Source organism: Tatumella morbirosei (genome assembly GCF_000757425.2).
Lineage (GTDB): Bacteria > Pseudomonadota > Gammaproteobacteria > Enterobacterales > Enterobacteriaceae > Tatumella > Tatumella morbirosei.
Map to the genome: position 1 here is coordinate 399,023 of NZ_JPKR02000003.1, position 14,082 is coordinate 413,104.

Sequence of the window (14,082 nt, forward strand, 5' to 3'; positions counted from 1 at the left end):
GGAAATAATCTTATCAGGATGAAAAAAACGTTGAACTGCATCGATGAAAGCTGAAAAAAACATATTACCTCCCTGTTAAACAAGAATAACGCCCCCCAAAACCAACACAGGCGTTACTGCTTTGCGAGTCATCCTTGACAGGCATGGATAGCATAAGAGAAAACCGTATGCCCCGCATAAGAATAGATGCGGTCCGCTATATTTTATTTTACCGGCAGGCGGATATCCTTAAACATCGCTTCGATATCTTCATTAGACCGCAACGCAATCGCGGTATCAACCACATCTCTGGTAAGATGCGGCGCGAAACGCTGAATGAAGTCATACATATAGGTCCGGAGGAAGCTACTGCTACGGAATCCAATTTTAGTAGTGCTGTAGGTAAAAATGTCTGACGCCTCAATTTTCACCAGGTCAGGGTCAGAAACCGGATCAATCGCCATGCTGGCAATCACGCCAATGCCTAAACCCAGACGGACATAGGTTTTAATCACATCCGCATCAGTCGCGGTAAACACTATTTTTGGGGTGAGTCCGGCATGATTAAACGCCGAATCCAGCTCTGAACGCCCGGTAAAACCAAAGGTATAGGTCACCAGCGGATACTCAGCTAAATCATGAATCGTCACATGAGACTTTTCGCTAAGTGGATGTCCTGGAGGAACCACAATCGCGCGATTCCAGTGGTAACAAGGTAGCATGACCAGATCGTCATATAGATGCAGCGCTTCGGTGGCGATCGCAAAATCGGCATTCCCTTTGGAGACAGCTTCGGCAATCTGCATCGGTGAACCCTGATGCATATGCAGTGAAACACGAGGGTAACGTTGGATAAAACCTTTGATCACCGGAGGAAGTGCATAGCGAGCCTGGGTATGCGTGGTTGCGACATACAGTGATCCCTGGTCAGGCCAGGTGTGCTCACCTGCCACTGACTTAATGGCATCAACTTTAGACAGGACTTCGCGGGCAATTCGAATAATTTCATCGCCTGCCGGGGTGACCTGAGTCAGGTGCTTCCCACTGCGGGAGAAGATCTGAACACCCAGCTCGTCTTCCAGCATTCGGACTTGTTTACTGATACCCGGCTGAGAGGTATATAACCCTTCGGCCGTCGAGGAAACATTAAGATTATGGTTTACAACTTCGACGATATAGCGCAATTGCTGTAATTTCATAGCCCACCATTCAGGACAAGGGGCACTCAGTGCCTGCATACCTGCAAAGAGTTATCTGGTAAAAATTGTCGAATCCTTAACAGACAGCACATTCATTTTTTCTATAACCACTATAGCATTAAAATATTATCAACAGAACAAATAGCTATATAAGTTAAAAGTAAAAAAGCCAGCAAAAGCTGGCCTTTTTCACAGAAAACATTATTTTTTAGCTTCCTGCCATTTCCCGTCAATATAGAACATTGACCAGCCTGTTGCCTTACCGTCTTTTTCCGAAGAGATATATTGCTGTTTGGTTTTTCGACTAAAGCGAACCATTGCCTTGTTGCCCTCTGGATCCGTCACTGGCGCTTCGGTCAGGTAGCTGAATTTTTCCGGCAGACGATCACTGAAGCGTTTTAATTCTTCCACCAGCGGTGCGCGGGTTTCGCGGGATTTCGGGAAGGTGTTGGCAGCAAGGAATATGCCGGCTGCACCGTCACGCAACACGAAATAAGCATCCGATTTTTCACAGGCAAGTTCAGGTAAAGGTACCGGATCTTCTTTCGGAGGAGCTACATCACCATTCCGAAGAATTTTTCGGGTATTTTTACAAGCCTCATTGGTACAGGCCATATATTTACCAAAACGCCCCATTTTCAGGTGCATTTCACTACCGCATTTTTCACATTCCACAATCGGGCCGTCATAACCCTTAATGCGGAACTCACCCTCTTCAATTTCATAACCATCACAGGAGGGGTTATTACCGCAAACATGCAGTTTACGCTTCTCATCAATCAGATAACTGTCCATCGCAGTACCACATTTGCGACAGCGAGGACGTGCGCGTAACGCATTGGTTTCCGCGTCATCGCCTTCCAGAACATTAAGGACTTCATTCTCAGGAATAAGATTGATCGTTTGTTTACAGCGCTCTTTCGGTGGTAATGCATAACCTGAACAGCCGAGGAATACCCCGGTAGTGGCGGTACGAATCCCCATATGACGCTGACAGGTCGGACACTCGATAGAGGTCACCACCATCTGGTTAGGTTGCATACCACCATCCTGTGGATCCTTGTCGGCCTGTTCCAGTTGCTGACTAAAATCGGTGAAGAAGTGATCCAGCACTGCACGCCACTCTGCCTGATTATTAGCAACCTGGTCAAGATTATCTTCCATCCGGGCGGTAAAATCGTAATTCATCAATTCGCGAAAATTATCTTCCAGCCGGTCAGTGACAATTTCACCCATTTTCTCAGCATAAAAGCGACGGCTTTCGGTCCTGACATAGCCACGATCCTGGATTGTTGAAATGATAGAGGCGTAAGTTGAAGGACGACCGATACCTCTTTTTTCCAGCTCACGCACCAGAGATGCCTCACTGAAACGGGCCGGTGGTTTAGTAAAGTGCTGGGCAGGCACTACATCGAGCAACGACGGTGTTTCACCGACCTCGACCGCCGGCAGAGTTAAATCATCATCGTTTTTACGCAACGCCGGCATAACACGGGTCCAGCCGTCGAACCGCAAAGTACGGCCTTTGGCCTTGAGACGATATTCTCCCGCCTGGACCGTCAGCGTGGTTGAGTCATATTTCGCAGCCACCATCTGACAGGCAACAAACTGCCGCCAGATCAACTGATAAAGTTTCTGCGCGTCAGCTTCCATATCTTTCAACTGATCGGCCTCCACATTCACATCAGAAGGACGAATGGCTTCATGCGCTTCCTGCGAGTTATCTTTATTGGCATATACGGTAGCGGTTTTTGGTAAATAATTATCACCAAAATTTCCTTCGATATAGCCACGGGCCATTTCAATCGCGTCCTGACTCAGGTTAGTAGAGTCAGTACGCATATAAGTGATATGTCCTGCCTCATACAGACGCTGAGCCATCATCATGGTTTTTTTCACCCCGAAGCCGAGACGCGTGCTCGCGGCCTGTTGCAGAGTGGAAGTGATAAACGGCGCACCTGGTTTACTGCTGGTTGGCCTGTCTTCACGTTCAGTTACCTGATAGCTGGCTTTTTCCAGTAGCGCGACAGCAGACTGAGTGTCGGCTTTGTTCTCCGGACGAAATACAGTCTCACCCTGGTGAGTCACCCGCATCTGGAGTTCATCCCCCTTCGGAGTATTCAGGCGGACATCAACCTCCCAATACTCTTCAGGAACAAAGGCCTTAATTTCGCGTTCACGCTCTACCACCAACCGGACTGCCACTGACTGAACACGTCCGGCGGATAAACCACGGGCGATTTTTTTCCATAACAGTGGCGAGACCATATAACCCACGACACGGTCCATAAAACGCCGTGCCTGCTGGGCATTGACACGATCAATATTCAGTTCACCAGGTTGTTCAAATGCCTGACGAATAGCATTTTTAGTAATTTCGTTAAACACCACGCGGCTGAAACGTTTATCGTCCCCACCAATCACTTCACGCAGGTGCCAGGCAATCGCCTCCCCTTCTCTGTCCAAATCCGTTGCGAGATAAATGTGGTCAGCATCAGCAGCTAGTGCCTGCAGTTCAGAAACGACTTTTTCTTTACCCGGTAAAATCTGGTAGTTAGCCTTCCAGCCATGCCAGGGATCGACGCCCATACGGTTGACCAGCGCACTTTTCTCGTCTTTCTTACCGGTTTTCGTTGTTTTAGCCTTACCGGTCTCAGCTGTTTTTTTCGCCAGCGAACCACTGGTCGGCAGATCACGGATATGACCCACACTTGATTTAACAACGTAGCCACTGCCAAGGTATTTATTAATAGTTTTAGCCTTTGCAGGTGACTCAACAATAACGAGTGCTTTACCCATAGATAACTTTACCTAATAAAAACGTCCTGAAGAACGGGAGAGGTTCACTCCCCTGATTTGCAACAACCGTAGCTGCTGCCAACTCCTGCTTATCACGCCGAAAGTCGTTCACTGAACATTGCCCGAATAATAACAGCATGATTAAAATAATATTTTACTCAGGCATCTGACCTGTTTTCGGTCTGAACTCCCTGATATTGAAATCGTCCACACTGTACCTGATAAAATCTGTTACGCAACTTTATTAGCATCCTTGTGGATTTCACGCCACTAATCGCACCAATAATTTTGTGTCGGTTGTGATACTCTTTTACAATAACCATGCTATTTGTAATGGCATTCATCCACCGGAGCAGAAAATGACGACCTCTCCTGAAGCACTTGATGCTACCTCGCTGATAACTCTGGCGAATCAGAAACTACAACAGCACCAGGATTATTTTTCCGGCATGCAGATCTCAGCAGTGCGCCAGCAAGGATCCTTGCTGATTTTTAGTGGCCCGTGGTTTGCTGACAGTCACGGAATGCCTACCCGACAGAGCACGCTCGCCTTCAATATGTTCAAATTCCTGACCGTTGAACTGTCTTCACAATACTGTCTCAAAGAATAACCCCGGCAGATGCCGGGGCTGATAATTGTCTGAATAGCAATTAACCGTGATTTATAACAGCGGCTTCTCACCCTTTTGCCACCATTTGAGTAGCAGGCGTTCGGCAACACTGGCACCACTTTGGGTGAAACGTTCAATAATGCTTTTCTTTTTACTGTAACTGACTGACAGCAGATTAAATTCATCCATTTTCTTAATAATAACATCATCACTGGTCGCTATTTCATCGATAAGCCCGTTTTCCAGAGCCTGACGCCCAAACCAGTGTTCACCGGTAGCGACGGCATCAATATCCAGTGATGGTCGCATCTGATGCACAAAAGATTTAAATAATTGATGTGTTTCGTTCAAATCTTCACGGAACTTTTCCCTGCCTGCATCGGTATTCTCACCCAGCAGAGTTAGTGTGCGTTTATACTGACCCGCCGTATGGAGCTCGATATCAATGTCGTTGCGTTTCAGTAATCGGTTGAAGTTGGGAACCTGAGCAACCACGCCAATCGAACCAATAATCGCAAAAGGTGCTGCAACGATATGTGAAGCCACACAGGCCATCATATAACCACCGCTGGCGGCCACTTTATCTACTGCTGCTGTTAAGGGAATTCCGTGGTCACGAAGCCGCTGTAACTGTGACGCCGCCAGACCATAACCGTGTACTACTCCCCCCGGACTCTCCAGTTTCAGCAGGACCTCATCACCCGGCACAGCCACAGACAGCACGGCTGAAATCTCTTTGCGTAACGAGGCAACCTCACCCGCATCCATGCTACCTTTAAAATCCAGCAAAAAAACGCGTCTTAGCAGGCTGACTGATATTTCCCTGCCTGGCCTGAGTTTTTTCGGCCTTAGCTTTGGCCTTTTGCTGCTTTTTCTGCTCTTTCAACCAGGATTTTCGTGCGTATTCAGGTAACTTCTCCACAGACAACGTCTGCTTAAGTGCCTCATAGTCTTCCCCGGGATGTCCCAGATTTAACTGCCCCTGGCGACCTTTTTTACGAGAAGATACACCGACAATCACCAGTACCAACGCAATAATCGCCACAACGACCGTGACAATTTTGGCTAAAAACAGCCCGTATTCTGCAATAAAACTCACTCAGTCCACCTTAGTCATAATCCGTTGAAATGCCTGAACTCCCGGCCAAAGTAAGAGATAACGCTCAACCACATCCTGCTAAACCGGAATATTAACAGCCTGTCATCACATTCTATCATATGATAATTTACGACATAACTACATGAAATCTAATAAAACAAAGGACCGTCTGTGAACAATATCCCGGGCAGCAGCTTGCTGAAAAATCGCACAATTTTAGTCACCGGAGCTTCAGATGGTATTGGCCGTGAAGCTGCCATCACCTATGCAAGACAGGGTGCCAGAGTCATACTCACTGGCCGTAATCCACAAAAACTGCAGCTGGTACGCCAGACTATCGATTCCCTGCAACAACAACCTGCCAGTGTACTGGTTCTGGACCTTGCCACAGCTACTGCAGAAGATTACCAGCAATTTGCCCGTGAGGTTGCCACTATCACACCCACACTCGAAGGATTACTGCACAATGCCGGGATACTCGGCACCCTCCAACCGATGGCAGAAATCAGCATTGAGGAATGGTATCAGGTGCTTAAAATAAACCTTGATGCCAGTTTCTTTCTCACCCGGGCTCTGCTGCCACTATTGCTTAATGCCAGCCACGCATCGCTGGTATTCACCAGCTCCAGTGTCGGTCGTCAGGGGCGTGCTGGCTGGGGTACCTACTCAGTATCTAAATTTGCTACTGAAGGCATGATGCAGGTGCTCGCCAACGAATATAAAGACAGTGGACTTCGGGTGAACTGCATTAATCCGGGAGGCACCCGCACTACCATGCGCGCCAGCGCTTTTCCAAAAGAAAACGCCAGTCTCCTGAAAACACCTGCCGATATTATGCCGGTCTACCTGCATGTAATGAGTGATGCCAGTATCGGTCAGACAGGGATTAGTTTTGATGCGCAGCCAGGACGTAAAGCCGGTCCAGCCAGTTAATTTGATTAAAAAACCCCGGACTTCCGGGGTTTTTGATAACACCAGAAATTATGATTCAGCCGTTACCGTTATTTCGTTTAGACGCCGGTCGGGCCGCAGTATTTCGGCCTGATGCCGGACGACGGTTAGCCGACGTTTTACTGCTAAGCTGACTGTGTTTTTTCACCGCACGACGAATCTGATTAGCCTTGGTACGACGACGATCCTTCTCTACTGCCAGTTTAGTTACAGTCTCTTCCGGCATTTCAACCAGCTGACGCAGGTAGTTAACCGATGTCAGGTCCATCTCCATATAGCCACCACGGGGCAATCCTTTGGGCAGTACAATATCACCGTAACGAACACGAATCAGCCTGCTGACCTGTACTCCGACAGCTTCCCATAAACGACGGACTTCACGGTTCCGTCCTTCGGTAAGGGTAACATTATACCACTGATTAAGACCCTCACCGCCGCCAAACTTCAACGTTTTAAAAGCTGCCGGGCCATCCTCCAGTTGAACACCCAGACTGAGCTGACGAATTTTTTCATCATCAATCTGCCCGAACACTCTAACCGCATATTCGCGCTCTACTTCCCGGCTTGGATGCATCAGGCGGTTAGCCAGCTCACCATCTGTGGTAAATAACATTAAGCCACAGGTATTGACATCAAGCCGCCCTACCGCAATCCAGCGAGCACCATTAAGGCGGGGTAAGCGATCAAAAACTGTTGGACGACCTTCAGGATCATTACGGGTACATAACTCACCTTCAGGTTTATAGTAGGCCAGAACACGGCAGACTTCACTGGCCGTCTCGGCGACACGCACCAGATGACCATCAATTCGTATTTTCAGAGAACTTCCGGTTTCTACGCGGTCACCCAGAGTGGCGATTTTCCCGTCCACGCTGACCCGTCCGGCAGAGATAATGGCTTCGATTTCACGACGGGAACCATGTCCAGCCCGTGCTAAAACTTTTTGTAACTTTTCGCTCATGGAGCAACCTCACTGTCGCCTTCCCAGGCCTCAGGTTTAATGTGCATTTAATATAAAAATCAAACACTTAGGTGAATTATAACTGCCATTATACAGGATGGCAGTCATAATGTAACGGTTTTATTTTACCAGCAACCGCGGCTACTCTGACACCAGAGTCAGGTTTTACAGGAAAGGACCCGGGTCGCCGGCACCTTCACGCAGGACTTCAGGGGCATCCCCGGTTAAGTCGACAACGGTTGTCGGTTGCTGACCGATGGTCCCCCCATTAAGGATAAGATCGACTTGCTTACCTATAGTCATCTGGATTTCTTCCGGGTCTGATTCTGCAAAATCATTGCCAGGCAACATCAGAGTGGTTGACATCAGCGGTTCATTCAGAGCTTCAAGCAATGCCTGAGCCACCGGATGAGACGTTACACGCAAACCAATAGTTTTGCGCTTTTCGTTCATTAAGCGGCGTGGCACCTCTTTGGTCGCTTTAAGTAAAAAAGTGTAGCTGCCCGGGGTGTTATTTTTAATCAGCCGGAAAGCACTGTTATCTACTTGTGCATAGGTCGACAGCTCTGATAAATCACGGCACATCAGGGTAAAATTATGATGATCATCCAGCTGACGCAGGCGACAAATTCTTTCCAGCGCAGATTTGTCTTCCAGCCGGCAGCCAAGGGCATATCCTGAATCCGTCGGGTATACAATCACTGCGCCTTTATTCAGATAATCGACTGCCTGACTGATCAGCCTGGGTTGCGGATTTTCCGGATGGATATAAAAAAACTGACTCATACTTTACTCCCCGCACCAGTAATTACCGGTGCAACACTTTGAATTTCAGGAAAACGTAACCAGACAGCTTCGGCATCTGCAGGTAACCAGAGTTTACGGCCCAGTTCTATCCAGGCACAGGGCTGGTGAAAGTCCGAGCCCTGAGAAGCCGCCAGTCCATATTCCTGAGAATATTTTGCCAGTTGCTGGCGTTCATCGGGAGGCTGTTGGCATTGCGCCACCTCCATCGCATCACCACCAGATTCTGCAAAAAACTTAAGTAATCTTTTCAACCATTTTGCTGACAAGTCGTAACGACCGGGGTGAGCAACTACAGCTCTGCCCCCTGACTGGTGTATGGCTTCAATGGCTTGTTCTATTGTACACCATTGTGCCGGAACATATCCGGTTTTGCCCCGAGCCAGATATTGTTTAAACACCTGGGCCATTGTTGCCGCCTTACCGCATTCCACCAGATAGCGCGCAAAATGACCACGGGTAATCTGCCCTTCACCCGCCAGAACTGTAGCCCCTTCCAGCGCCCCCGGGACTCCGGCTTTTTCCAGACGGCGGGCGATTTCGGCTGCACGTTCCCGGCGTTTCTGGTGCTGGTTTTGCAGCAGATCGCAGATGGCAGGATGACTAATATCCATACCGAGCCCGACAATGTGAATTTCATGATTCTCCCACAACGTAGATACCTCTACGCCCGTTATCAGTGTCAGGGGTAACTGGTGTCTGGTAATAGCCTGTTGTGCAGGAATAATCGCGGAAGTGGTGTCATGATCGGTAATCGCCAGCACATTAACACCGCGTTCATGTGCACGTATGACCAGCTCTTCAGGACTTAATACCCCGTCAGATGCCCGGGTGTGGCTGTGTAAATCGTAAAGCTGAAATGCCGTTCGTTCGGTCAATTTAACTCCAATAGCTAGTGTGCTCTGACGTATTGTGGCATTTTAGCAATAAGTGAAAAAGATGTATTGACAATCCGCCCTTGAACCAGTTAACTAGTACACAAGTTCAGATAAGGATACTTCTCATGTTGGTTTATACTCATTCTTTCCGTTGGTGGCGCATGACTCTCCCTTGAAGGGCGATGTTGTCGTGCACCGTAAGTATAACCACAGTGCAGATTTCAGGGCCCGCGAATCGCGGGCTTTTTTTTGAAAAAAATTCAGAGAAATAACCATGGCTACAGCAAAACCAGAATTAAAACTTATTACCGGTGATGCCCCATATCGGCATGACCCGGCAGCGGTTTTCAACCAGCTTTGCGGGGCTCGTCCTGCCACTCTGCTGCTGGAATCTGCAGATGTCGACAGTAAAAACAATCTTCAGAGTCTGCTGATTACCGACAGCGCGTTGCGTATCAGCGCCATGGGACGTCAGGTTTCAGTTCAGGCTTTATCGGAAAACGGCGCCAGCCTGTTGCCATTGCTGGATGCTGCATTACCAGACAGTGTGGAAATTCAGGCCAAACCGGACGGACGTGAGTTATTTTTTCCCGTCATTGATCCCCTACAGGATGAGGATTCACGCCTGAAGTCCGTTTCGGTGCTTGATGCCCTGCGATTAATCCCGACATTGATTAACCACAGTGGTAATCACCGTGAAGCCGTGATGCTGGGTGGCTTGTTTGCTTACGACCTGGTGGCAGGATTCGAAACGTTACCGGAACTCGATAATCACCAACGTTGCCCTGATTACTGTTTTTATCTGGCTGAAACATTGTTGGTTATCGACCACCAGTCACAGACAGCCCGATTACAGGCAAGCGTATTTACTCCGTCTGCCAGTGAATTCCAACGACTGCAACAGCGTATTCATCAACTGCATCAACAAATGAAGCAGTCGGCACCGGCACTGGTCGCTCAGAAAGTCGGGCAAATGGAGCTGAGTTGTAATCAGAGTGATGAAGTCTATTGTGAGGTCGTCAGCCGTTTACAACACGCCATTCGTATTGGTGAAATTTTTCAGGTCGTTCCCTCCCGGCGATTCTCGTTACCCTGTCCTTCACCACTGGCAGCTTATGACACGCTAAAAAACAGCAACCCGAGTCCTTATATGTTTTATATGCAGGACAACGATTTTACGCTGTTCGGCGCATCGCCTGAAAGTTCATTGAAATACTCCGCCACTTCACGTCAGATAGAAATTTACCCGATTGCAGGGACCCGTCCGCGTGGCCGTAATGCTGCCGGAGAGCTTGACCGTGATCTTGACAGCCGTATTGAGCTGGAAATGCGCACTGACCATAAAGAGCTGGCTGAGCACCTGATGCTGGTTGATTTAGCTCGTAATGATCTGGCCCGTATTTGCGTGCCTGGTACCCGTCATGTCGCTGACCTGACAAAAGTTGACCGCTATACCTTTGTAATGCATCTGGTTTCGCGGGTTATTGGAACATTGCGCGAAGACCTTGACGTACTTCACGCCTACCGGGCGGTAATGAATATGGGAACGCTGAGCGGAGCCCCGAAAGTCAGGGCGATGCAACTCATTGCGGAATCTGAGGGTACCCGACGCGGATCTTATGGTGGAGCGGTAGGATATTTTACCGGCACAGGAGACTTCGATACCTGTATTGTTATCCGTTCGGCCTATGTTGAAGACGGAATTGCCACTGTACAAGCTGGCGGTGGCGTGGTTCTCGATTCCATACCTCAGGCAGAAGCCGATGAAAGCCGCAATAAGGCACGTGCCGTGTTACGGGCCATCGCTACAGCCCATCATTGCAAGGAGATTTTCTGATGGCCGATATTCTACTGCTGGATAACTTTGATTCTTTTACCTACAACCTGGTCGATCAGTTACGTTCTTTTGGACATCATGTAGTGGTTTACCGTAACAATCTGCCGGTTGAAACGTTGACTGAACGCCTGAGTAGTATGGAGAATCCGGTTTTAATGCTCTCTCCTGGCCCTGGCGCACCGGCAGACGCCGGCTCTATGCCCGGATTACTTAAAGCAATGCGAGGCAAGATCCCGATTATCGGTATCTGTCTGGGCCACCAGGCCATTGTAGAAAGCTACGGTGGTATTGTTGGCCAGGCGGGAGAAATTTTACACGGTAAAGCGTCCGCCATCAGCCATGATGGTCAGGCAATGTTCAGTGGTTTACCTAATCCGCTGCCAGTTGCCCGCTACCACTCCCTGGTCGGCAGCAATATCCCCGCAGATATCACGGTGAACGCCACCTTTAACGGCATGGTGATGGCCATCCGTAATGATGAGGATAAAGTGTGTGGCTTCCAGTTTCATCCGGAGTCAATTCTGACCACCCAGGGAGCAAAATTGCTTGAACAAACTCTGGCCTGGGCACTTGATAAATAAGGACGAAAAAATGCAGCAGATACTGGAGCAGTTATACCAGGGCAAAGTTATCAGCCAGACAGAAAGCGAACAACTTTTCTCGGCTATTGTGACCGGTGAAATGGACCCGGTGTCACTTGGAGCCGCATTAATTGCCATGAAAGTTCGCGGTGAAACGCCTGCGGAAATAGCGGGTGCTGCCACAGCATTGTTGGCCAATGCCCGTGCATTCCCCCGCCCTGACTACAGGTTTGCGGATATTGTTGGAACCGGAGGGGACGGTAGCAACAGTATTAATATCTCCACCGCCAGTGCCTTTGTCGCAGCCGCCTGTGGACTTAAAGTGGCGAAACACGGCAACCGTAGTGTTTCCAGCAAGTCGGGGTCATCTGACCTGTTGGCAGCCTTTGGCATTAATCTGGATATGACACCGGAATCTGCCCGCCAGGCACTGGATGACCAGAATGTCTGTTTCCTGTTCGCCCCGCAATACCACAGTGGATTTCGTTATGCGATGCCGGTGCGAAAACAGTTACAGACCAGAACATTATTCAACGTTCTTGGTCCGTTGATTAACCCGGCACGCCCGCCATTAGCATTAATTGGTGTATACAGCCCCGGGTTAATCCAGCCGGTCGCGGAAACACTTAAAGTGCTTGGATACCAACGCGCAGCGGTTGTTCATGGCGGTGGAATGGATGAAATCGCCATTCACGCGCCGACAATGGTGGCCGAATTGCGGGATGGTGAAATCACCCGCTACGAAATTAGCCCTCCAGACTTCGGACTTGATTTTCATGACAAAGAGTCACTGGCAGGCGGTACGCCTGAGGAAAATCGTGATATTTTACGTCAGTTGCTACAGGGGAATGGTCAGCCAGCCCATGAGCAGGCAATTGCGGCTAATGTCGCCATGCTGATGAAATTGTTCGGCAATGAAGATTTGCGTGAAAACGCAAAACAGGCAATCGCTGTCATTCGCAGTGGCCGGGCTTACGAATTAGTGACTGCTCTGGCAGCAAGAGGATAATCATGAAGGGTACAGTTTTAGAGAAGATCGTCGCAGACAAAGCCGTTTGGCTTGAAGCTCGTAAAACGCAACAACCTTTGGCCGATTTTCAGTCTCAGGTTGTGCCATCCACACGTGATTTCTACCAGGCGTTACAACGTAACAAAAGTGCGTTTATTCTTGAATGCAAAAAGGCGTCTCCTTCTAAAGGTTTAATCCGCGAAGATTTCAACCCGGCAGCCATAGTTGCGGTGTATCGTGACTATGCATCAGCGGTCTCCGTTCTGACGGATGAAAAGTATTTTCAGGGTAATTTTGAGTTTCTGCCACTGGTCAGTGCCGTTATCACCCAGCCGGTATTGTGCAAAGATTTCATTATTGATCCGTACCAGATCTATCTTGCCCGTTATTATCAGGCAGATGCCATTTTACTGATGTTGTCGGTACTGGATGATCAGCAATATCTGGCGCTGGCCGAAGTGGCTCACTCACTAAACATGGGCATACTGACCGAAATCAGTAATCAGGAGGAACTGGAGCGTGCGCTGGTACTGAAACCACGTGTTGCCGGGATCAACAACCGTGATTTGCGCGATCTGTCAGTTCACCTGGATAAGACACGTCAGTTGGCCCCGCAACTGCCCGAAGATACCATTATTATCAGTGAATCGGGCATTTATGATTACAGTCAGATCTGTGAGCTCCGGAGTTATGCGGATGGATTTCTGATAGGTTCTTCGCTGATGTCTGAAGACAATCTCGCCGCTGCAGTTCGTCGGGTACTGATTGGTGACAATAAGGTATGTGGCCTGACCCGTAGCGAAGATGTTAGTGCTGCCTGGCAGGCTGGTGCAGTCTATGGCGGGCTGATTTTTGTCAAAGACTCTCCACGTCGGGTAAGCATTGAACAAGCGGAGAAATTGATCACCGCGGCCCCGCTTAAATTTGTCGGGGTATTCCGTAATACCTCTCAGGACGAGGTGGTTCGTATCGCTGATCGCCTCTCCCTGAGTGCTGTACAGTTACATGGCGATGAAACCGTAGAGTGGATCGCCACACTACGCCAGCAATTACCTGATAGCATCGCTATCTGGAAAGCGTTAAGTATCAGTGACCATCTGCCAGCGCGCGATATTCCCCACGTTGACCGATATCTTTTCGACAACGGTCAGGGTGGCAGTGGGCAGCGATTCGACTGGTCACTACTTAAAGGCCAGGATCTGCATAATGTCATGCTGGCTGGCGGTCTCTCACCTGAAAATTGTGCCGAAGCCGCGCTGGTCGGCTGTATTGGGTTGGACTTCAACTCTGGAGTTGAAATCGCCCCGGGGATTAAAGATCCACTTAAACTGGCAGATGTGTTCCAACAATTACGAGCGTATTAATCAGGACGCG

General features: G+C 49.0%; 9 protein-coding genes, 2 pseudogenes and 1 other annotated feature. Of the genes and pseudogenes, 5 read left to right on the forward strand and 6 right to left on the reverse strand.

Translation table 11 applies throughout. From position 1 onward, the window contains the following. Positions 1 to 203: 203 nt before the first annotated feature. Together cysB and topA are read right to left on the reverse strand one after the other, a co-directional pair. Positions 204 to 1,178 (reverse strand): HTH-type transcriptional regulator CysB, encoded by a 975-nt coding sequence (gene cysB, locus HA49_RS04700; protein WP_038020935.1) that lies wholly within the window; start codon positions 1,176 to 1,178, stop codon positions 204 to 206. Positions 1,179 to 1,379: 201 nt separating this feature from the next. Next, positions 1,380 to 3,977 (reverse strand): type I DNA topoisomerase, encoded by a 2,598-nt coding sequence (gene topA, locus HA49_RS04705; RefSeq protein ID WP_038020773.1) that lies wholly within the window; start codon positions 3,975 to 3,977, stop codon positions 1,380 to 1,382. 359 nt (positions 3,978 to 4,336) lie between these two features. Here topA and HA49_RS04715 point away from each other — a divergent pair, with 359 nt between their 5' ends. Beyond that, positions 4,337 to 4,588: a DUF2498 family protein gene (locus HA49_RS04715; RefSeq protein WP_038020776.1), complete on the forward strand. Its 252-nt coding sequence runs from the start codon at positions 4,337 to 4,339 to the stop codon at positions 4,586 to 4,588. A gap of 51 nt (positions 4,589 to 4,639) precedes the next feature. Here the strand turns inward: HA49_RS04715 and sohB are convergent. Further along, positions 4,640 to 5,687 (reverse strand): annotated as a pseudogene (gene sohB / locus HA49_RS04720) (protease SohB). Between the two features lie 171 nt (positions 5,688 to 5,858). On the opposite strand from sohB, the gene HA49_RS04725 reads away from it, so the two are divergent. Further along, positions 5,859 to 6,620 (forward strand): YciK family oxidoreductase, encoded by a 762-nt coding sequence (locus HA49_RS04725; protein WP_038020778.1) that lies wholly within the window; start codon positions 5,859 to 5,861, stop codon positions 6,618 to 6,620. A gap of 55 nt (positions 6,621 to 6,675) precedes the next feature. Here HA49_RS04725 and rluB read toward each other — a convergent pair whose 3' ends face one another. From rluB to rnm, 3 genes are all read right to left on the reverse strand, one after another. Then, a complete protein-coding gene (gene rluB, locus HA49_RS04730; RefSeq protein ID WP_038020779.1) occupies positions 6,676 to 7,599 on the reverse strand; it encodes a 23S rRNA pseudouridine(2605) synthase RluB in 924 nt (307 codons plus the stop codon). Between the two features lie 165 nt (positions 7,600 to 7,764). Further along, a complete protein-coding gene (locus HA49_RS04735; RefSeq protein WP_038020780.1) occupies positions 7,765 to 8,385 on the reverse strand; it encodes an L-threonylcarbamoyladenylate synthase in 621 nt (206 codons plus the stop codon). After that, complete coding sequence (rnm, locus tag HA49_RS04740; RefSeq protein WP_425427710.1) at positions 8,382 to 9,281, reverse strand: RNase RNM; 900 nt, start codon at positions 9,279 to 9,281, stop codon at positions 8,382 to 8,384. The genes HA49_RS04735 and rnm overlap by 4 nt, the downstream gene beginning before the upstream one ends. 146 nt (positions 9,282 to 9,427) lie before the next feature. Next, positions 9,428 to 9,532, forward strand: a sequence feature (Trp leader region). Between the two features lie 23 nt (positions 9,533 to 9,555). Between rnm and HA49_RS04745 the strand changes: the two genes are divergently transcribed. The 3 genes and pseudogenes from HA49_RS04745 (at position 9,556) to trpCF (ending at position 14,072) form a co-directional block, all read left to right on the forward strand. Further along, complete coding sequence (locus HA49_RS04745) at positions 9,556 to 11,118, forward strand: anthranilate synthase component 1 (RefSeq protein ID WP_038020784.1); 1,563 nt, start codon at positions 9,556 to 9,558, stop codon at positions 11,116 to 11,118. Then, positions 11,118 to 12,708: pseudogene (gene trpD / locus HA49_RS21745) on the forward strand (bifunctional anthranilate synthase glutamate amidotransferase component TrpG/anthranilate phosphoribosyltransferase TrpD). The gene HA49_RS04745 and the pseudogene trpD overlap by 1 nt, the downstream one beginning before the upstream one ends. A 2-nt stretch (positions 12,709 to 12,710) precedes the next feature. Continuing rightward, positions 12,711 to 14,072, forward strand: coding sequence for a bifunctional indole-3-glycerol-phosphate synthase TrpC/phosphoribosylanthranilate isomerase TrpF (gene trpCF, locus HA49_RS04760; RefSeq protein ID WP_038020790.1), 1,362 nt, complete (start codon positions 12,711 to 12,713; stop codon positions 14,070 to 14,072). Positions 14,073 to 14,082: the final 10 nt, after the last annotated feature.